The sequence below is a fragment of the Spiroplasma endosymbiont of Villa modesta genome (assembly GCF_964030925.1).
Taxonomy (GTDB): domain Bacteria; phylum Bacillota_I; class Bacilli_A; order Mycoplasmatales; family VBWQ01; genus Spiroplasma_E.
In genome coordinates, this window is record NZ_OZ034992.1 from 1,917,977 (window position 1) to 1,938,730 (window position 20,754).

23 protein-coding genes and 1 pseudogene are annotated in these 20,754 nt (G+C 23.7%); 12 read left to right on the forward strand and 12 right to left on the reverse strand.

Annotated features, from left to right (window positions below; all coding sequences use genetic code 4):
• Nucleotides 1-107 precede the first annotated feature (107 nt).
• The gene (locus tag AAHM89_RS12420) at nucleotides 108-1,169 is read left to right on the forward strand and encodes a hypothetical protein (protein WP_342266511.1); all 1,062 of its coding nucleotides are present in this window, start codon (nucleotides 108-110) and stop codon (nucleotides 1,167-1,169) included.
• An 82-nt stretch (nucleotides 1,170-1,251) separates the two neighbouring features.
• Here the strand turns inward: AAHM89_RS12420 and dnaB are convergent, their stop codons facing one another.
• The 7 genes from dnaB to AAHM89_RS12455 all read right to left on the reverse strand — a co-directional run bounded on the left by dnaB (nucleotide 1,252) and on the right by AAHM89_RS12455 (nucleotide 7,356).
• On the reverse strand, nucleotides 1,252-2,592 hold the full coding sequence (dnaB, locus tag AAHM89_RS12425) for a replicative DNA helicase (protein ID WP_252320077.1): 1,341 nt from the start codon (nucleotides 2,590-2,592) through the stop codon (nucleotides 1,252-1,254).
• A 2-nt stretch (nucleotides 2,593-2,594) separates the two neighbouring features.
• Complete coding sequence (rplI, locus tag AAHM89_RS12430; protein ID WP_342266512.1) at nucleotides 2,595-3,038, reverse strand: 50S ribosomal protein L9; 444 nt, start codon at nucleotides 3,036-3,038, stop codon at nucleotides 2,595-2,597.
• A 31-nt stretch (nucleotides 3,039-3,069) separates the two neighbouring features.
• Nucleotides 3,070-5,067, reverse strand: a complete 1,998-nt coding sequence (locus tag AAHM89_RS12435) for a DHH family phosphoesterase (RefSeq protein WP_252320081.1) — start codon at nucleotides 5,065-5,067, stop codon at nucleotides 3,070-3,072.
• Between the two features lie 188 nt (nucleotides 5,068-5,255).
• Nucleotides 5,256-5,486: a 30S ribosomal protein S18 gene (gene rpsR, locus AAHM89_RS12440; protein WP_174481285.1), complete on the reverse strand. Its 231-nt coding sequence runs from the start codon at nucleotides 5,484-5,486 to the stop codon at nucleotides 5,256-5,258.
• A 12-nt stretch (nucleotides 5,487-5,498) separates the two neighbouring features.
• Nucleotides 5,499-6,002, reverse strand: a complete 504-nt coding sequence (locus AAHM89_RS12445) for a single-stranded DNA-binding protein (RefSeq protein ID WP_342266513.1) — start codon at nucleotides 6,000-6,002, stop codon at nucleotides 5,499-5,501.
• Between the two features lie 30 nt (nucleotides 6,003-6,032).
• Nucleotides 6,033-6,560 (reverse strand): 30S ribosomal protein S6, encoded by a 528-nt coding sequence (rpsF, locus tag AAHM89_RS12450; RefSeq protein WP_174481287.1) that lies wholly within the window; start codon nucleotides 6,558-6,560, stop codon nucleotides 6,033-6,035.
• 196 nt (nucleotides 6,561-6,756) lie between these two features.
• Nucleotides 6,757-7,356 carry a deoxynucleoside kinase gene (locus tag AAHM89_RS12455; RefSeq protein WP_252320085.1) on the reverse strand — a complete coding sequence of 200 codons (600 nt, stop codon included), beginning with the start codon at nucleotides 7,354-7,356 and terminating at the stop codon, nucleotides 6,757-6,759.
• Nucleotides 7,357-7,804: 448 nt separating this feature from the next.
• On the opposite strand from AAHM89_RS12455, the gene AAHM89_RS12460 reads away from it, so the two are divergent.
• From AAHM89_RS12460 to AAHM89_RS12470, 3 genes are all read left to right on the forward strand, one after another.
• A complete protein-coding gene (locus tag AAHM89_RS12460; RefSeq protein WP_342266514.1) occupies nucleotides 7,805-8,029 on the forward strand; it encodes a hypothetical protein in 225 nt (74 codons plus the stop codon).
• 224 nt (nucleotides 8,030-8,253) lie between these two features.
• Nucleotides 8,254-8,721 (forward strand): hypothetical protein, encoded by a 468-nt coding sequence (locus AAHM89_RS12465; RefSeq protein WP_342266515.1) that lies wholly within the window; start codon nucleotides 8,254-8,256, stop codon nucleotides 8,719-8,721.
• Between the two features lie 409 nt (nucleotides 8,722-9,130).
• Complete coding sequence (locus AAHM89_RS12470; protein ID WP_342266516.1) at nucleotides 9,131-11,662, forward strand: vitamin B12-dependent ribonucleotide reductase; 2,532 nt, start codon at nucleotides 9,131-9,133, stop codon at nucleotides 11,660-11,662.
• A gap of 119 nt (nucleotides 11,663-11,781) precedes the next feature.
• On the opposite strand, the gene AAHM89_RS12475 is transcribed toward AAHM89_RS12470, so the two are convergent.
• The 3 genes from AAHM89_RS12475 to AAHM89_RS12485 all read right to left on the reverse strand — a co-directional run bounded on the left by AAHM89_RS12475 (nucleotide 11,782) and on the right by AAHM89_RS12485 (nucleotide 13,138).
• Nucleotides 11,782-12,183 (reverse strand): hypothetical protein, encoded by a 402-nt coding sequence (locus AAHM89_RS12475; RefSeq protein WP_342266517.1) that lies wholly within the window; start codon nucleotides 12,181-12,183, stop codon nucleotides 11,782-11,784.
• Nucleotides 12,184-12,336: 153 nt separating this feature from the next.
• Nucleotides 12,337-12,786 (reverse strand): hypothetical protein, encoded by a 450-nt coding sequence (locus AAHM89_RS12480; protein WP_342266518.1) that lies wholly within the window; start codon nucleotides 12,784-12,786, stop codon nucleotides 12,337-12,339.
• Between the two features lie 127 nt (nucleotides 12,787-12,913).
• Entirely contained in the window at nucleotides 12,914-13,138 is a 225-nt protein-coding gene (locus AAHM89_RS12485) for a hypothetical protein (protein ID WP_342266519.1), read from the reverse strand.
• Nucleotides 13,139-13,472: 334 nt separating this feature from the next.
• On the opposite strand from AAHM89_RS12485, the gene AAHM89_RS12490 reads away from it, so the two are divergent.
• Both AAHM89_RS12490 and AAHM89_RS12495 read left to right on the forward strand, forming a co-directional pair.
• A complete protein-coding gene (locus tag AAHM89_RS12490) occupies nucleotides 13,473-13,895 on the forward strand; it encodes a transposase family protein (protein ID WP_339045912.1) in 423 nt (140 codons plus the stop codon).
• Between the two features lie 23 nt (nucleotides 13,896-13,918).
• Entirely contained in the window at nucleotides 13,919-14,098 is a 180-nt protein-coding gene (locus AAHM89_RS12495) for a hypothetical protein (protein ID WP_342266520.1), read from the forward strand.
• 27 nt (nucleotides 14,099-14,125) lie between these two features.
• Here AAHM89_RS12495 and AAHM89_RS12500 read toward each other — a convergent pair whose 3' ends face one another.
• Nucleotides 14,126-15,103, reverse strand: a complete 978-nt coding sequence (locus AAHM89_RS12500; protein WP_342265776.1) for an IS3 family transposase — start codon at nucleotides 15,101-15,103, stop codon at nucleotides 14,126-14,128.
• Between the two features lie 104 nt (nucleotides 15,104-15,207).
• On the opposite strand from AAHM89_RS12500, the gene AAHM89_RS12505 reads away from it, so the two are divergent.
• The 4 genes and pseudogenes from AAHM89_RS12505 (at nucleotide 15,208) to AAHM89_RS12520 (ending at nucleotide 17,905) form a co-directional block, all read left to right on the forward strand.
• Nucleotides 15,208-15,459 (forward strand): transposase family protein, encoded by a 252-nt coding sequence (locus AAHM89_RS12505; protein WP_342266521.1) that lies wholly within the window; start codon nucleotides 15,208-15,210, stop codon nucleotides 15,457-15,459.
• A 203-nt stretch (nucleotides 15,460-15,662) separates the two neighbouring features.
• Nucleotides 15,663-16,322: pseudogene (locus AAHM89_RS12510) on the forward strand (ISNCY family transposase); the annotation flags it as partial.
• A 105-nt stretch (nucleotides 16,323-16,427) separates the two neighbouring features.
• A complete protein-coding gene (locus AAHM89_RS12515; protein ID WP_342266523.1) occupies nucleotides 16,428-16,853 on the forward strand; it encodes a transposase family protein in 426 nt (141 codons plus the stop codon).
• A 74-nt stretch (nucleotides 16,854-16,927) separates the two neighbouring features.
• Nucleotides 16,928-17,905 carry an IS3 family transposase gene (locus AAHM89_RS12520; protein ID WP_342265776.1) on the forward strand — a complete coding sequence of 326 codons (978 nt, stop codon included), beginning with the start codon at nucleotides 16,928-16,930 and terminating at the stop codon, nucleotides 17,903-17,905.
• On the opposite strand, the gene AAHM89_RS12525 is transcribed toward AAHM89_RS12520, so the two are convergent.
• Nucleotides 17,902-18,102, reverse strand: coding sequence for a hypothetical protein (locus AAHM89_RS12525; RefSeq protein ID WP_342266524.1), 201 nt, complete (start codon nucleotides 18,100-18,102; stop codon nucleotides 17,902-17,904). The two genes, AAHM89_RS12520 and AAHM89_RS12525, sit on opposite strands and share 4 nt — an antisense overlap.
• 575 nt (nucleotides 18,103-18,677) lie before the next feature.
• Between AAHM89_RS12525 and AAHM89_RS12530 the strand changes: the two genes are divergently transcribed.
• Nucleotides 18,678-19,565 carry an SGNH/GDSL hydrolase family protein gene (locus AAHM89_RS12530; protein ID WP_342266525.1) on the forward strand — a complete coding sequence of 296 codons (888 nt, stop codon included), beginning with the start codon at nucleotides 18,678-18,680 and terminating at the stop codon, nucleotides 19,563-19,565.
• Nucleotides 19,566-19,676: 111 nt separating this feature from the next.
• On the forward strand, nucleotides 19,677-20,198 hold the full coding sequence (locus tag AAHM89_RS12535) for a ferritin-like domain-containing protein (RefSeq protein ID WP_174481292.1): 522 nt from the start codon (nucleotides 19,677-19,679) through the stop codon (nucleotides 20,196-20,198).
• The last annotated feature ends 556 nt before the right edge of the window (nucleotides 20,199-20,754 follow it).

Here is a 20,754-nt window from a genome sequence, read left to right on the forward strand (position 1 = left end):
AATTTAATATCTTTCTAAAATACTTACATTAACTTTATAAATAACACTCAAAAGTATTATAAATACTATTTTATAAAAGGGGTTAAAGTTTGAAAAAGGGCTATTTTATGAAAAATTTAAAAAGTATACTATCAATTGTAGGTGTTTTAGGATTTACAGTAGCAACAACAAGCAATGTCACTGCATGTATAAGTAATATAACAAGTAATTTTCAAGAAATAACAAATTGAAAAGAAAATAATGGTGAAATTCAAAGCTTAGTTAATAATAAAAATACTATTTATGCAGGAACCAAAACTGGTGATGACAAAGGTAATTTATTTAAGATTACAAAAGATGACACAACAACACCTTTAACAAATTGAAAAGAAAGTAATGGTAAAGTTCAAAGTTTATTAAATGTTAATGATACGATCTATGTTGGAACCAAAACTGGCGATGGCAAAGGTAATTTATTTAAAATTACTGATGATGATACAATAACAGCACTATCAAAATGAGATGAAAACAACGGTGAAATATGTAGTCTATTAAACATTAATAATACTATTTATGCAGGAACCAAAACTGGTGATGACAAAGGTAATTTATTTAAAATTACTGATGATGATACAATAACAGCACTATCTGATTGAAAAGATACTAATGGTGAAGTTCGTGGTTTACTAAATGTCAATGGCACAATCTATGTTGGAACTAAAACAACACCTATTAATAATGCATATACAGGAAAGTTAATTAAAATTACAAAAGATGACACAATAACAATATTATCAAAATGAAATGTAAATAATGGTGAAATTTATAGTTTAACTAGTTCAACAAACGAAAGTATTTATATTGGAACCAAAACTGGTGATGGTCAAGGAGATTTATATAAAGTTAAAGAAGATGGTACAAGTACACTAGTAACCAACTGAAAAGAAACTAATGGCGAAGTTTTAAGTCTAGTTAATGACAATAATACAATCTTTGTTGGAACAAGAACTACTGATGGTAAAGGAAGATTATTTAAAGTTGTCTATACAGTAGCAATTGGTATTTTTAGTTGAAGTAGCAGTGGTGGCGAAGTACATAGTTTATTAAATGTCAATAGTATTGTTTACGCTGGAACTAAAATTAGTGATAATAAAGGAAAACTATTTAAAAGTTTAAATCCAGAAGGATAAAGGATAATAAAAACTAATTAATTTAATTTATTAACTTCTTTTATAAAAAACCTAAAATTTAATTTTAGGTTTTTTATTATTTTTATCCTGTATAATTTTCAAACTTACCTCATTTTGGAATAAAAACAGTTACTACTTTTCCTGTTGGGCCGTTTCGATGTTTAGAAATAAGAATTTCAGCAAGATTACTTTCTTGTGAACTTGTTGTTTCTTCACTATTTTTTTCCTTATAATAATCATCACGATATAAAAACATAATTACATCAGCATCTTGTTCAATAGCCCCTGACTCACGTAAATCAGACATTAAAGGACGTTTTTCTTCACGTCTCTCCACCATTCTTGATAATTGTGATAAACAAACAATTGGTACTCTTAATTCTCTTGCCAAAATTTTTAAACTACGAGAAATATTTGAAACTTCTTGTTGACGTGATTCACTATCTCTACCAGTTAATAACTGTAAATAATCAATAATTACTAACTTAATGCTATTTTCACGACTTAATTTTCTTAATTTAGTTTGCAACTCTAAAACTCTTAAACCAGGTGTATCATCAATAATAATTCTTTTTTGTTTCAATTGCTCAGCAGTAGCACTAATACGATTTCAATCAGCCTGTGTAAATTTAGACTTATTACGTAAACGATTAGCATCAAAATGTCCTTGACAAGAAATCATTCTTGTAATTAATTGATCTTTTGGCATTTCTAATGAAAAAATAACAACAACATCGTTTTTATTATCTTGTTCATTAGCAGCATTTAAAGCAAAATTAAGTGCTAAGGCGGTTTTACCCATTGAAGGTCTAGCTGCTAAAATAATTAAGTCACCTCGCTGAAAACCACTAGTAATCATATCCAAATTGTTAATACCTGAACTTGTACCAGTAATATTAACTGTTGATTTTTGTAGTTGTTCAATTTTAGTTACCACATCATCAATGTGTTCACTAATTGGTAACATCTCTTCATGATTACGTTCACTACTTACTTGTACAATTTGAGCTTCAGCAGCAATTAAAACTTCATTAATTGACTTTTCACTTTGTAACTCTTTACCTATATTTTTTAAAGCATTTTCTAATTGTCGTTTAGTAGTTCTTTCAATCAAAATATCAATGTGTTCTTTTAAATTAGCATCAGTAATATATTGAGCCACTAAAGAAGATAAATATTCAATTCCACCAATTTTATCCAAATTATTTTGCTTAACTAATTCTTCGGCAATAGTTGTTATATCAATACCAGAATTATTTTTATAAAGATTAGTAATTGTTTTAAAAATAATTTGATTAGAATTAATTGTAAAATCATGTGGTGCCAATAAATTTAATGCACTTTCACATGCTGGTGATGATTGAATCATCGCACTTAAAACATTAACTTCTGCATTATTTATATATTGACCATTGTTAGACATAATTATTCTCCTAAAACTTCAACCTTTAATTGTGCAATAATTGCAACATCTAATTTAATATTAATGTTAGTTATACCTAATTCATTAATAGGATTAAATTTAACAAATTTATGTTTATCAATTTTAATGTTATATTTTTGCACTAGTTGTTCACAAATTTGTTTTGAAGAAATAGCACCAGAAACTTTACCATTATTACTTTTTAATTTAAATTGTAAAGTAATTAAAGCTAATTGTTCTTTAATTTTTTGTAAATCTTCTAATTCCATTTCTCGTTGTATTTTTTTATTTTCAATTACTTTTTGATTAATTTTTAATGCTTCTGATGTAGCAATTACAGCTAATTTTCTAGGTAATAAATAATTTTTACCATAACCATCACTAACATTAACAACTTCACCTTTTTTACCATAATTTTTAACATCCGTTAAAAGGACAACTTTCATTGTAAACATCTCACTTTCTATTTTAATAATTTTAATACCTTTCAGTAGTAGCACTCTCACTTTGATATACGCCACTTTCAATTAATTTTACCAATTCATCATACAATGCTCTAATTCCCAATTTACTACTTTGGACAGCAGCAGCACTAAAGTGACCACCACCACCTAAGTTTTCACAAATAATTTGAACATTTATTTCACCGTTGCTTCGTGCTGATAAACAAGCACGTCCTTGACGATCATAAGCAATAGTAAATGATGCTTTACAATCACGTAAGTCTAACAACATTTCTGAAATTTGGGCTAAATATGAAGTATGTACTTCTAAGTTTTCATCACCAACAGCAACTAAAAATCCTTTTTTAATTTCTTGGGCGTGACTAATTAAAGCAAATTTATCAATTAGTTCATTTAAACTATTTTTCAATAATCCTTTAACTTTAGAAGGAGAAGCTCCTCAATCAGTTAATAATCCACAGGCTTCAAAAGTTCTTCTTGTTGTTCTTACTTGGAAATTATTAGTATCAATTAAAATACCTGCAAACATTATATTTCATAAAAATTCTGATTCAATATTATTAAAATCATTATAATAAATAATTTCTGTCATTGCTTCAGCTGTTGAAGAAGTTCCTGCATCAATATAAGAAGTAATGGTGCTACTAATTGATTCATCAGAAACACGATGATGATCAATAACAATAATTTTTACAGCTTTACTTAATAAATCAGGACTATCAACACGTTGTGGATTATGAGTATCAACAACAATTAATAAAGTATTTGCATGAAGAAATTTAAGTGCTTGTTTACCTGTAATAAAATTACGACTAATATAACTTTCAGGAACAAGTTCATGAAGAATTTTTAATGTTTTTTCATCAACTTCATTTTGATTAATAACATAATGAGCACTTTTATTTAAGCTTTTAGCAATTTCAATAATAGCTGTTCCTGAAGAAATACTATCAAAATCAGCAGCCGCATGTCCCATAACTAAAATGTTTTCTGCTAATTTTATTTCATTATATAATGATTGTGCAAACATTCTAATATTAATTTTAGATTCTGATTGTTTTGCTTCAATAGTACCTCCAATAAAAACTGTATTACCACCAAATTCACGAATAACTACTTGATCACCACCACGATAAACTGCTAATTCTTTACTTTCAATAGCCAAATCATATAGATCTTTACTAATAGCATTACCATAAGAGAAACCAGCAGATAACGTAATATCTGCTTTAAATTTTTTAACACCTTCTCGAATATTTTTAATAAGTGGAAAGTTATCATTTCTTGCTTTATTAAATTCATTTTGATAAAGTAAAATATTGTAACCATCTTCAATATTACCTAATAATAAACCTGAATAATTATTAGCAAAATCATTTAATTCAGTTTTAATAAATGCTTCAACACGAATTTGATTCTCAACTCTTAATTTTTGTAAAGAATTATAAAAATTATCAATACTAATTACACCAAAAACTAATTTTTCTTGTTGCAATTTATTATATAAGAAATGATATTTAGTTGTTTCTTGTAACAAAATTGTTCTAGTTTGTACTAAATAAATAGCATCATAAAGCATATCTTCAATTTTAAGTGTAATTTGAGTAATATTATTACTAATTAATTGTTCTAAATCTCTTGATAGTTTAACAATTGATTTTCCAATTAATCTACCTAAACCTTTATCTTCTAAAAATTCACTTACTCACATAATTGATAAATCACTATCTAAAACAATCATACCAACACTACCAAAAGTTAAAGCTTGTGCATTATTTAATTTTATGATTTCAGCTGTGTTAATATAACGATGACGAATTCATAAACTAAATAGAAAAATATAAAGACAAACAATAATAAAATTACCTAAAACTAAACTTAAAATTACAGTAATAGTGACCACTTGTTCTGCTGTCTCAATATTAACAATAAAATAAGTCAAGCCAATTAAAATTTCAACTACTAATCAAACAATCATTATTAAATGATAATTTCTTAACGATTTGAACACTTTGTCACTTCCTTCTAATATTATTAATTATACTATAACACTAATATTAAAAACAGCCATTATCTTTTATGTAATATAATACTATTAAGGTCTTTTTATTTTAATTTTAAACTATTATTTAAAATAAAATATTTTTAAGATAAAAATAAATAAAAATTGAGTAAGATTTGTAAACTTACTCAATTTTTTTATCTTGAATATCTTAATAATCCCATGATTTGGGCACGTTTTATATTTTTAGCAATTAAACGTTGATACTTTGGATTAGTACCTGTTGTTCTTGCTGGCAAAATTTTGTTATTATTACCCATAAATTTACTTAGTAATTCAATATCTTTATAATCAATATAAGTAATATTATTTTTAGTAATAAAACAAGATTTTCTTCTTGTAAAATTTCTTGGTTTACCAGTGTTCATAATTATCCTCCTTTAATTATTTAAATCTCAAATGATATCTTCTTCATCAAATTCTATATTTTGAATAGCCGCTTCTTTTTCTTGAAGCTGATTAGTATTAGTAAAGGCAATATCAGTACTATAATTAGGACTTTTAAAAGCATCATCTAAATGAATTTTATTCTCATCTCTTGGTTTTGAATAATTAATATTAGTGTTATTACCACTACTATCTTTTTTACGATTATCTAAAAAAGTAACAGTTTGTGCAACCACTTCAGTAATATATAGTTCTTTTCCATTCTGATCTGTTGATTTTCTTACTGACAGTCTTCCTGAAACTGAAATTAAAGAACCTTTAACTAAATAATTAGTCATATTTTCAGCAACTTTATTTCAAGCCATACATGAAATATAATCAACTTGATTTTGAATATTATTAACTGCAAGTGTAAAAAAAGTAAAAGGTTTTCCTGTTGAAGTTTGATGTAACTTTAAATCACGAGTGATTCTACCAATTAATGTAACAATATTCATTTTTTATCCTCACTTTTAACTTAGATTTTATTAATCTTTTTGTTCAGTATTCGATGCATTATTATTAGTATTTGTTTTTGAATTTTGGTAATTAGTTTTTGTACGATAAGATGACTCAGTACCAGCGATTGGTCTTGGTTTTCTTTCGCCATTTTCATCACGATTATAAGAAGGACGATTTCCTGGTCTTGTTGGTCGAGAGAAAGAACTAGATTCTACTTGGCGTTTTGGTTTAAACTTATTAATTTTTTCACTATCTAAATTAATAACCAAAAAACGCATTACGTCTAATTGTCTTTGTTTATTTAAAGCTACACGATTAAAGTTAGCAATGTTTTCTGGTGAAGTTAGCACTTCAATAATAAAATAATGACCCTTAACTTTTTTGTTAATAGGATAAGCAAATTGACGAATAGAATCTTGTTCTTTAGTAATTTTTCCAGCATTTTTAGTTAAAATTTCACAAAATTCTTTTTTAATTAATTGTGCTTTTTCTTGATTTTGATCATCAACGATGTACATAATTTCATAATTATGCTTTTGTTTTAAATCTTCCAATGTTCGAAGACCTCCTTTTGGGCATATGGCTCTGATGAGCAAGGAGTAAATATATTAAGTTTGATTTTTAAATATTTGACTCATACAATATTATAACGTAATTACCTTTAAAGTAAAGGAAAAATAACAATAATTATTAATATAACATGAGAAAAAATGACTAAATAAAAATTTGATTTCAATAAGAAATTTTATTTTATTTTATATAATCAATTATTTTTTGCACTATTTCCTTAGGAGTTAAATCATTAGTGTCAATTACTAAAAAATTAAAGTTATTTTTTTCTTTTTCATATCACTGTTCATATTTTTTATTTAATAAACTTCAGTATTCATGAGGTACATGTTTTTCTGATTCACGACCACGAAGGTTTATACGTTCAATTGTGTTTTCAAGATTTGCTTTTAAATAGACAATTAAATCAGGTTTAATTTGTGGATCAAAATAAAGTGATGAAATAATAACATTATTATAAAAATTTAAATACACTTCATAATCTCTATCATTCATATTGTTTTGAGCTTTTAATACTTCAACGAAAATAGGATCTTCTAAAATACTGCGATCAAAAATAACATTGTTAAAATTTTGTGCTTCTTTTAATTGTTTACTTCGTGCCATCAACATAAATACTTGCATTTTAAAAGCATATTCTAAAGGATTTTGATAAAAATCATCTAAATAGGGATTACTAGTAACTGGCTCGTCCATAATTTTATATTTTAATAATTTTGCTAATTCTCTACTAATAGTGCTCTTACCAACACCAACTACACCAGATAATACAATTTTCATTTTTTGCCTCCCATAATATATGATTACAATTAATTTATCTTAATATATAAATTTTCTCCCTCCAAATAAAAAATTTTAAAAAACATTTAATAAATTAAATTTTACTTTTTTTTACTAAAACTTATTCCTTATATTTTCAAAGATTAACGTAATATCAATTGTATTTTTAAAATTATTGATAATACACTTTCTTGATTCTATACACCCTTTAATAACTATATTTATCATAACATATAAATTTTACTCTAACTTAAATCTATTATTTTTAGTTAATTTCCATATTGTTATTTTTAAACTTATTATTTATATATGTATATTGTTCTTTATAGGTTAATTTTATAAAATTAATATGATAAAACCAAATTAATAATTTTGTACTATTAATAAATAGAGGTGATTTTGTATGAATAACGACTGAGAAACATTTTTTAATTCTTCTGTACTAAAAATGAAAAAAGCAATAATTTCTTATAATAACTTTTTAGAAAATGATAGATTAGAAAATTTTTATATTTTTGCACATATAGCTTTTAATAGATTATTTATAGCTTTTTGTATAAAAAATGATAAAAAATATAAAAATGATAAAAAACAAAAAATTAAATCTTTTTGCGAATTGTCTAATATATTAAAAAAAGGAATCTGTCATAACTTCTGAAGCAAAAAAAAATAATAGATTTATTTAATGATATAAGAAATGAAATACATCATAATATTCATAATAATATAGACGATAAAACAATAAATTGAATAGAAAATGTAAAATTTTTGACTAGTATAATAAACTTGTACAAAAGAATAATTTTTGAAATTTGACCCGATTTTAAATTATATGAAAACATAATATATTTTAACAATGAAAATAATAATTTTAATATACCAATAGAAAATACTTACATGATAAAAATAAAAGAAGTTATTAATAAAGAGGAATTGCAAAATTTCTTTAAAGAATATGCTAAAAATATTATCATAGCAAATCATGATAGTAAAAAAGAAAACAATATTATTCTAAAAAAAGATTTAGACCCTAATGAAATAACTAAAGAAGATCTTAAATCTTCAGAAGTAGTAAGTGAATTAAAAACTCAATTTGATTCAAAATTTAATCAGACAGATTTTACAAATATATTAAAATATTTTTGTGTTTTTTCTTTACCAAATGAAAATAGCAACTGAGAACCCTGAAATATGTCTAATAATTATGAAAAATTAACGATATCTAATAAATTTAAAAACCATTGTTATAAATTAGACATTACAAAGAGTATTTTATACAAGAAATCTATAATTAAACTTTTACTTAATTTTTTACAAAAATATCCCAATAATTATAAAAACTTCTTGAAAGAACAAAAAAAATAATAATAAAGGTAATATAAATGATTTCTTATAATTTTTTTATTTATTTTAATTTAAAGTTTAATATTTTAATTACTCAATATTTAAACATTAAAACCTAAACTTTCCAAAAAAATATTTCTTATATAGTAGGCAATAATAACGTAGAACCACAAACAATAAAATGCATTATTAAAAATAAATTTATAACTAAGAAAAATTAATTTGTAAGATTATTAGCATTGACTATATAATATTAAATTTGAATTTATTTATTTCAAAAAATAAATTTTTAATAAAATAAATTATGATATTATTTTAAAGCGTATTATTTTCTGAAATAAATAATAAGTTACTAACAATGTAAATTTAGACTTTAAATTTATCAATTGTTATAATAAGAATAAATTTGTAAAAGGTCAGGTGAATTTTTATGTACAGTGAAAGTTTAAAAAATAATTTAAATGAAGATATTAGTAAGCATTTTACACACTTAAAAACAATAGAAAAAGATTATAAAATTACTCATGAAGGTGTATCAAGAATGGTAATGCTTGATCGTTATGCACAAAAAGATAAAAATTTAATTTCTTTAAAACCAGGTGATTTGGTAATTAGTATTATCCGTGAAGATGCTATTTTTCCAACTAGAGGAATTGGTTATGTTGTTGAAGAATTAGAAAATCAAGTTTATGCTATCAAAATTGAAGATGAATACCTCGGCTCAATTGATCCTGAACTAATAAAAATTTCTGGTAAAACTGGCATTATCCACAAACAAAAATATGAACTTGAAAAACCACTAGAGTTATTTTATGAACAAATTGCTTATCGTGTTAGTAAATCATTAACTACAAAAGAATCACCAAAATTAAAATCTGTTTATTTATCCCAATTTTATGAACAATTAAAATCGCTAAATATAGTACCTGCTGGAAGAGTTTTATATGGGGCTGGTAGTGATTCTGATGTTACTTTTTTTAACTGTTTCGTAATGCCTTTTATTCATGATTCACGAAGTGGAATTGCTGCCCATCGTCAAGAAGTTATGGAAATTATGTCACATGGTGGTGTTGTTGGTTCTAATGGTTCAACACTAAGACCAAAAGGTACTGTTGCTAAAACAGTTGGTGGTAAATCTTCAGGAGCTGTTTCTTGATTAAACGATTTATCTACATTAACTCATTTAGTAGAACAAGGTGGATCACGACGTGGCGCACAAATGATTATGCTAGCTGATTGACATCCAGATATTATTGAATTTATTATTTCAAAAATGCAAAATGCAAAAATTTTATTATGGTTAAAAGAAAATTCAAAATCAAGTTTAATTCGTGATGAAGCAAGTAAAAAATTAAAATTTGAAGTACTTAGTGACCAAGATCGTAATATTTTTGAATCAATCTTAAATAATGAACAACTTTTTAATGAAGAAATAATAGAAAATGCTAAAAATAAACTAGCACTTGGTGGATCTTGAGAAGTAATTAAAAGCGATTTTTTAACTGGAACTAATATTTCAGTAACAATTAGTGATGAATTTATGAATGCCGTTGCAACAAATGGTAAATGAAATTTACGTTTCCCTGACTTAGATAATTATACTGTAACTCAAAAACAAGCTTATGACGAACATTGAAATAAAATTGGTGATGTTCATGATTGAGAAAAAATGGGTTATCCAATTAAAACTTATTATAAAATTAATGCATCTGACTTATGAGATTTAATTAATTTCTGTGCTACATATTCAGCAGAACCTGGTATTTTTTTCATTGATAGAGCTAATGAAATGACTAATGCTCAAGCATATGGTATGCGTGTTGTTGCTACTAATCCTTGTGGTGAACAACCATTAGCACCCTATTCAGTGTGTAATTTATCAGCAATTAATTTAGCTAATTTTGTTAATAAAAAAACAAGTGAAATTCTTTACGATGAACTAAGTAAATCTGTAACAACTTGTGTTCGTATGCAGGATAATGTTATTGACAGCACTCCATACTTTTTAGAAGCAAATAAAAAACAAGCACTTGGTGAACGAAGAATTGGTTTAGGAGTAATGGGTTTACATGATTTACTAATTTGAAGTAATCTAAAATACGGCTCAAAAGAAGCTAATGAAGTAGTTGATAAAATTTTTGAAACTATTACTACTAGTGCTTATCGTGCATCAATTAATATTGCTAAAGAAAAAGGAAGTTTTCCATTTTTAAAATCACGCGAAGCATTTATTAATAGTGGATTCATGAAAACAATGCCTGAAGACATCAGAAATGATATTCTTAAATATGGTATCCGTAACTCACATTTATTAACTGTTGCTCCAACAGGTTCAACTGGAACTATGGTTGGTGTATCAACAGGACTTGAACCATACTTTGCCTTTTCATATTTCCGTTCAGGAAGACTTGGCAAATTTATGGAAGTAAAAGCAAAAATTGTAAATGACTGATTACAGTATCATCCAGAATTTAAAGAAAAACCATTGCCAGATATTTTTGTTTCAGCAATGCAATTAACACCTGAAGATCATGCTAATGTACAATGTATTATTCAACGTTGAGTTGATTCTTCAATTTCAAAAACTGTTAATGCTCCAAAAGGTTACACTGTTAAAAAAGTAGAACAAATATATTACAAATTATATAAAGATGGAGCAAAAGGTGGAACTGTTTATGTTGATGGAAGTAGAGATAGTCAAGTCTTATCTTTATCCGATGATGATGATAATCAAATGCAAGAGCAAGTTAACTTAAGTGATCTTGGTCTAACTGAAACTTTTGCTGATAGTATTAATGAAACAAAACCAATTAAACCAGGATGACGTAATGATCGTCAAGATCGTAAAATTGGCACTGATTTAGGTGACTTATGTACAATGTGTAAAGAAGGAGTCCTTGTCTTTAGCGCTGGTTGTTATACTTGCAATAATTGTGGTATTCAATCTAAATGCGGATTATAAAAATAAAAAACTACTTAATTAATTTTAAGTAGTTTTTTATTTTTATATTTATTTACATTTTAGATGTTTGATAATTATTAGTTACATCCTGTTGTGCTAAAGATGTTGCCGAGTGCAATTTATTTACTTCTTCACCTATATTTTTCCTCACTCTTGAAGTTTTGTTTCAGATTGAAATGATTGATCATCTTCAAAAAATTTTTTCTACACTCTTCATTGTACAATTTATGTTTTCTTAAAATATCAGATAAATTTTCTTCTCTTAATTCACTGTCAGATTCTATTGTTATAGTATTTTCTTCTTGCAAATTTACTTCTTCTACAATACTTTCTAGTCTTTTCAATAATTTTTCTAGTTTTTTTGTCTTTTTAATTTGGTTATATTTTTCATCAATACTTGGTTTAAATTGAAGAAGTGCACCTTTAAAAACTAGCAATACACCAATAGGTACGTCCACGGCTATACCAATAGGTCCTCCCGTAACTCCAATTAAAGCACCAAATAAAGCACCTCCAATCATAGGAACACCACCTTTTATAACCGTAATTCCTGATAACTCTAAATTTTTACAAATATCAGGATGTTTTTTTGATTTTTATTTCAAAATTCTTTTAATTCATTATTTATTTTTTCTATAGTTTCTTTCATCTTTTATTCTCTTTCTATTTTTTGACTACAAAGATGGTTTAAATTTATTTTCTAAAGATAAATTTTGTAATCTTGTTGAATCTTCATCTAAATTTATATCTTGTCAACCATCAGTTTTTATGTTTTCTCTTTCTAAAAATAATTTGTCTCTTGACACGTCTTTATATAAGGTTGTAACTATATCTAATAATGCATCATAACATTTTTTATCACCAATCTTTAATTCTTTAATAGTTTTTTTAAAATTACTTACATATTCCTCATATTCTTTTAATATAAGTTTCTTATTACTTTTATCTTGAAAATAATTATCTAAAATAATTTTTCATATTTTATTTTCAATATCTCGTATTTCTCTATCTTCTTTTGATAAGAAATTATTTTTCTCATTTTTACTTTTTTCTTTTAATATTTTACATCTTTGTAACTCTAAATCTTTTACTTCTTCTTTTTTATCATCTATAAATAAACGCAAACAAGCGATTTTTTTATTAAGTCTTGCTTTTTCATTCTCTAATTCTACAATTTCTTTTTCATTCTTATTTTTCTTTATTTTTTCTTTATTTTTTCTTTATTTTTTGCTTCAATTTTTTCTATTTTTTTTAATTTTTTATTTTTATCTTTTTTTCTGCTTTTTCAATTTTATCAAGTTTTTTATATTCATCAAGAAACATATATTCAAAAAATATTTCTTTACTGTGTAACTTCATATATTCTGAATTTCTTAATTTTTCTTTTTCAAGTTTTTGTTCAAAAAGAAAAACTCACTCTTCTACTATTTTTGAATTAACTAAATTTTCAATTGCTTCTGCTATATTTCTACTCATTTTTCCTATTCCCTTTCAATATTTTATAAAAAACCCATTTACTTTAAAACAAAGTAAATGGGTAAAAAACCAATCTTTTAATTTAAAATTAACACATTTTATTTTTTTTACAATAAAATTATTCTTAATGTGTCATTATTTAGTGATAATTTCCTATTAGTTATCGAGTAAAATTTCCCAAAAAGTGAAGTTAAATATACTTGGTGATAAATATGGAAAGAAGCATGACTATAGACATATTCCGTAATTAAATTTTTTAAAAGTCAATTAATAATTTTAAAATTTATTTTATAATTTTGTTATTAACAATAAATTTAGAAAAGTGTTGATAAAAATGATTTTTGAAAATTTAAAAAAATTAAAAAATGAAGAATTTTACAGATATTTTGGTATAAAACGTTTTCATTTTAATGAAATGTTAGAAAAATTAATTGAAATAGAAAAATTAGAAAAAAATAAAGGTCGAAAAAATAAACTTTCAGTAGAAGAAAGATTAATGATGACTTTATTATACTGAAAAGAATATTATACTTTTTTTCAAATGAGTATTAAATCTAAAATGAGCCCATCAAGTTGTTTTCGAAATATTACTTGAGTAGAAAATAAACTTAGTAACCACAAAGATTACCAATTTTTAAAAGAAAGATATAAATTAAAAATTGATAAAAAACAAGAAAATTCAAATGAATTTCAATTTTATTTAATTGATTCAACTGAGATTGAAATTGAAAGACCAACTAAAAAAAACTACAGTTAGAATATTTTTCTGGTAAAAGTTGAATGTATTCTATAAAATTTCAAATTGTATATGATTTTTTTAATAAAAAAATTGTTGATATTTTTGCTGATAATGGTAAAGTGCATGATTTTCAAATATTAAAAAATTCAAATCTTGAATTTTCAGAAAAAACAATAATTATTGGTGATTTAGGATATCAAGGTATGGTGGTTGGCCCTTAATTACTGGACCATTTTTGATATAAAATTCTAAATTTTAATTTGTAAAATTGGTGGTTTTAGAAATTTAGAATGTATTCTTTCATAATTATAAAACATAACATATTGATTTACATCATTTATAGCTTCATTGATGGATAAATATTGATTTGATCCTTTAGGTAGTCATTCTTGAGATAAATGAGAAAATCAGTTTTCAGATAATACATTACCACCAATATCATAAGGTTGTTTTTTGCTTAAAATTATTTGTTTATCCTCTGCTCATTTTGTGATATCCTGACAATAAAATTCGTTGGCGTTATCTGAATGTAAAATAACATTTTTTACTTGATTTCAAGAAAATTGTTTGTTGATTTTTTCAAGAGCAGGAAGAATTAAATCCTGATATGATTTATTAGGAGCAATATTATAACTAACAACATTATTTGAATAAAAATCAATAATTACAAAAAGATATAATCATCCTTCTTTAGTATTTATTTGTTTAGTGTCCATTGATCAAATTTGATTTGAAGAGGTTGTACTTTTATAATCTTTGTTTACTTTATCCATTGTAGGTATTCACTTATTTGGATTTTTTTTGTTTTTAGGATAGTTATTTTTAGTTTGTTTTAATCCTTGAATATTGTGTTCTTTCATAATTTTTCGCATTTGTTTTATTGATAATTCTATATTTAAAATGATATTTTTTTCTTGTTTTAATCACTCTTTAAAAGCTGAAAAAATTCTTAAATATCCATAAATTCTGCCTTTTCTTGTAGAATGAAATTCGATTAAAAGTTGGCATATTTTTTGATATTTATGATTGCATTTAATAATATGATTTTCTTCTTTTTTAATAGGTTTTTGTTTATTTTTTAAAAAGTAATATGTTGATCTGTTTAATTGAAGATATTGACATAGGTTTCTAATTGAATATTGATTTTTACAATCATCAATAATTTTAATTTTTTCTTTGATATTTAATTTGTTAATTACTAATGCTATTTGTTTAATTTTATCCATTAATAAAAATCCTTTCAGGTTAAAATTAGTGTTAATTATATAACACAATTGTTTTTAGAATACATTCAGGTTTTTTAAATTAATGGTCTAGTAAAAAGGGCTAAGTGGCTATACAAAATATTTATAAAAATACAATAATACCAATTAAAAGAACTAAAAATAAAAAATTAACTAAACAAGAAAGAAAATACAATAAGATTGTATCTAAAATTAGAATTAAAGTTGAACATGTCTTTGCTTGATTGAAAAGATTCAAAATTTTAGTAAATAAATGTAGAAAATCTAAATTTAGACTTATGTACTTAAGATTTAACTTACTTTGTGAAATTTTTAATAAAATAAAACCATTAAAATAAAAAAAATATTAAAAATATTTTTTTAAAATTTAAATTTTTATCGAGTTAATATAAAAATATTATTAACAATTTTTTGTTTAAAATGTAAACTCATTTTTTAAACTATTTTTTCAAAAAATATTTATTTCTATATTCAATAACACTAAATAGTTTTAAAACAATTTTATTGACAATTAATTAAATTTAATTACGGAATATGTCCTATGAAAGAAAAATATAAGTATAAAATTATAAATGACATTACTATTAAAAAATTATCTAAACATCAAGCCAAAAATAAACTTAACCTAACTATTAGAAGAATTAATCAATTAATTCAAATTTTTAATAAAGAAGGTAAAACTGGTTTTATTCATAAATCTCGCAATAGAATTTCTAATAAAGCAACAAAGATTAAAATTAAAAATGAAATTATAAATTTGTATAAAACAAAATATTATAATTTTAATTTTCAACATTTTCATGAAAAATTAATTAATGAAGAAAAAATTAAAATTTCATATAGCACACTTTATACTATATTAATCAAAGAAAAAATAATTTCACCAAAAAGACATAAGAATAAGAAAAGTAACTTACATCCTACAAGAAATCGTAGAACAAATTTTGGTGAATTAATTCAAATGGATGCCAGTAATCATCATTGATTTGGTAACGATAAACCAAAAGCATTTTTACATGCTGCAATTGATGATGCTACAGGAAGTATTGTTGGATTATGATTTGATAATCAAGAAACATTAGATGGTTATTATAATGTTTTTTATCAAATTTTAAATAATTATGGCATACCAAAAACATTTTATACTGATAACAGAACAGTTTTTGGATATAAGAAAAAAATTGATTCAGGTAAAATAAACAAAAGACATATTCTGTAATTAAATTTTTTAAAAGTCAATTAATAATTTTAAAATTTATTTTATAATTTTGTTATTAACAATAAATTTAGAAAAGTGTTGATAAAAATGATTTTTGAAAATTTAAAAAAATTAAAAAATGAAGAATTTTACAGATATTTTGGTATAAAACGTTTTCATTTTAATGAAATGTTAGAAAAATTAATTGAAATAGAAAAATTAGAAAAAAATAAAGGTCGAAAAAATAAACTTTCAGTAGAAGAAAGATTAATGATGACTTTATTATACTGAAAAGAATATTATACTTTTTTTCAAATGAGTATTAAATCTAAAATGAACCCATCAAGTTGTTTTCGAAATATTACTTGAGTAGAAAATAAACTTAGTAACCACAAAGATTACCAATTTTTAAAAGAAAGATATAAATTAAAAATTGATAAAAAACAAGAAAATTCAAATGAATTTCAATTTTATTTAATTGATTCAACTGAGGCCACTTGCCACTTAGCCCTTTTTACTAGACCATTAATTTAAAAAACCTGAATGTATTCTAAAAACAATTGTGTTATATAATTAACACTAATTTTAACCTGAAAGGATTTTTATTAATGGATAAAATTAAACAAATAGCATTAGTAATTAACAAATTAAATATCAAAGAAAAAATTAAAATTATTGATGATTGTAAAAATCAATATTCAATTAGAAACCTATGTCAATATCTTCAATTAAACAGATCAACATATTACTTTTTAAAAAATAAACAAAAACCTATTAAAAAAGAAGAAAATCATATTATTAAATGCAATCATAAATATCAAAAAATATGCCAACTTTTAATCGAATTTCATTCTACAAGAAAAGGCAGAATTTATGGATATTTAAGAATTTTTTCAGCTTTTAAAGAGTGATTAAAACAAGAAAAAAATATCATTTTAAATATAGAATTATCAATAAAACAAATGCGAAAAATTATGAAAGAACACAATATTCAAGGATTAAAACAAACTAAAAATAACTATCCTAAAAACAAAAAAAATCCAAATAAGTGAATACCTACAATGGATAAAGTAAACAAAGATTATAAAAGTACAACCTCTTCAAATCAAATTTGATCAATGGACACTAAACAAATAAATACTAAAGAAGGATGATTATATCTTTTTGTAATTATTGATTTTTATTCAAATAATGTTGTTAGTTATAATATTGCTCCTAATAAATCATATCAGGATTTAATTCTTCCTGCTCTTGAAAAAATCAACAAACAATTTTCTTGAAATCAAGTAAAAAATGTTATTTTACATTCAGATAACGCCAACGAATTTTATTGTCAGGATATCACAAAATGAGCAGAGGATAAACAAATAATTTTAAGCAAAAAACAACCTTATGATATTGGTGGTAATGTATTATCTGAAAACTGATTTTCTCATTTATCTCAAGAATGACTACCTAAAGGATCAAATCAATATTTATCCATCAATGAAGCTATAAATGATGTAAATCAATATGTTATGTTTTATAATTATGAAAGAATACATTCTAAATTTCTAAAACCACCAATTTTACAAATTAAAATTTAGAATTTTATATCAAAAATGGTCCAGTAATTAAGGGCCAACCACCGTTTTTTTAAATTTTCAATAATATCAACAATAGTAGTTTGAGCTAAATTAACTCTATTACTAATAATTTCTGGAGTAAATTGATTTTTATTAATAATTATTTTTATCAATTCTCTATTAATTCATTCATATTCTTCTTGTAAATTATTATTCATTTTTTCATCCTTTCAAAATAAAAACTCATTTACTTTGAAATTAAAGCAATGAGTTAAAAACTTAATTGAATTGTGTTACTTAATTTAATTAAATTATACAAAAAAAATTCGCAAATCAAAATTTCAAACTAAATTTTTAACGTTTATTTGGAATTTGTGTTTATATTTATTTAACACTGTAACTTTCCAAAATAATTTATTTTTTTATAAATATTTTTGGGAAATTTTCACTCAATATTGACATAAAATTATTCTTAAAAATTGCATTAAATTTAATAAATAATTAATTTTATATAATCATTCTTTAAAATCAATTTTTATTTTTGTAATAAAACCTTATTTACTCATTACTACTAATATGGTAATATGAAGGTAATAACTTACTATTAAGTTAAGTTATTAATTTTTAAAAGAGAATATAGTTTTCTTTTAAAAATTACCTTCATATTTAAATTTTTAATGAGAAAAGGAATTTATCAAATGAAAACATTTTTAATAAATATCACTCTGACAGCAATAACTTTAACTGCTGGAAATGAAATGATAGCAAAACATTTTAATGAACCAATAAGTGTGTGAAATCACAATTATATGTCCTTGGTGACAGTTTATCAGATAATGGTAATTTAGCTAATATTTTTACTTATGATACTTGAAATATAGATAAAGTTAAATTTCAAGAACCTTTTTATCATAATTCATTTACTAATGGCGATGTTGCTGCTAGTATTTTAGCGAAAAAACTAGGAACAGAACTATTACCAGCTTGATATCAAAAAGGTAATAACTATGCTGTAGGTGGAGCACAAGCCGGACAAAATCATAGTTGAGAATATCAATTATTCTTAAATCATTATTCTATTGACCACCAAGCTAATCAATTATTAAAAGATCATAAAATACAAAAAAATGATGATATTTTTATTGAAATAGGTGGTAATGATCTGCTTTCTGCTATGGATGAAAATTCAACAGCAAAACAAGAGTCAATTATTAATAATGCAATAACAACTGAGTTTGAAACTGCTGATACATTAATTAATGCTGGTGCTCAAAATTTAATAATTGCCAATGTGCCTAACATTAGTAATATTCCAAAATATGTTAATGAAAAACAATCTGTTAAAGAAGTAGCAAACCACTTATCAAATGAATATAATAACAAATGAAATGATAAAATTACTGAATTAATGAAAAATAATTCTAATATTAATATCAGACCGTTTGACTTAGAAACTAATTTTAGTGATTTATTATCTGAAGCACAAGAAATAGGAAAAAATATTACTAATGAATCAATAAAATGATCAATTCCCGGTTTAGCTTTAAATTTAAATCCAAGATATATTGATGGAACAACTCCAGAAACTATTAATAATATTTTTTTCTTTGATTATGTTCATCCAAATAAATGAGCACATGATCAAATTGGTCTTGAACTATTTACTGAACTTACTTCATAAAAAATGTAACACAAACAATTAATTAACAATATTTTTATTCTTAATTTATTTTAATATATATAGTATTAAAGTAGTATAATACATATAAAGCCAAGAAAGAAGGTGTATTTAATGATTAAAAAGATTAACGATGATCTAAATGATTATATTAGTGAACATCTAAAATATCAAATGCTTAGTTTTAAATTAAGTAATGATGCAAATCAAAAAGGATATCCTGGGTTTGCACGCTTCTTCCAAGTAGAAGCTGCTGATGCTGTTGTTCATATTCGTAAAATTTGTAACTATTTAATGGATCAAGATGCTCAAGTTGAAATTAAAGACATTAAAGTTCCAACTTTTACTACAAAAAACATTGAAGAAGCATTAAAAAAATTAAAATCTACTAAAGAAGAATTACTTGATTTTACTAATAAACTTGTTAAAAGTGCTCGTGAAAATAATGATAATTTAACTGCGAAATTTTATGACTGATTCTTAATTGATTTCTATGAAGAAATTGCTTATGAAAAAGACTTATTGGATTGAATTGCAATGTCTAATAGTAACCTTTATAAAATTGACAAACGTTTACTAAAAACTGAAGAGCCAGATACTTTAAAAGTTATTGTTCCATTTTATGAACCCGAATAAATTTCATATTTAACTCTTAATTTTCACCAAAAATGTATAAAAAAATTATACATTTTTTATTTTTTTTATAAAAATTTGTTGTATTTTTTTGTTTTTCTTCTACATGATAGTTTAAACTGTATTTAATATTTCTGCTTTTATTTCCAAAGGTAATTGAGATTCTATTAAGCCCATATTCTCTCATTTTTGTTTGCTTGCATTTTTTGATTCTTCTGATAAAGGTTGCTGTAACTCTGGAATTTCAGTACTTATTAATTTTCATACTTCATTTAAAGATGTTAATTTTATTTCTTCTTCATTTAATTTATTTTTAATTTTTTGTTCTTCTTTTTTTTGATCTTGTCAACTAGGTTTCTCATTTTCTTCATTTATTTCGGTTTGGATTTCAATACTTACTAATTTTGATTGATTAATTGTTCTTAAAGACTCCTGAATTTTTTCCTTTTTTTCTCTAATTGCATTTTCTATTATTTCTTACAGTAATTGGTATTTCTCCAATTCATACAAAATGAATTGGATATTTATTATCTATAACTGGCATTTTTTTAATAACTCT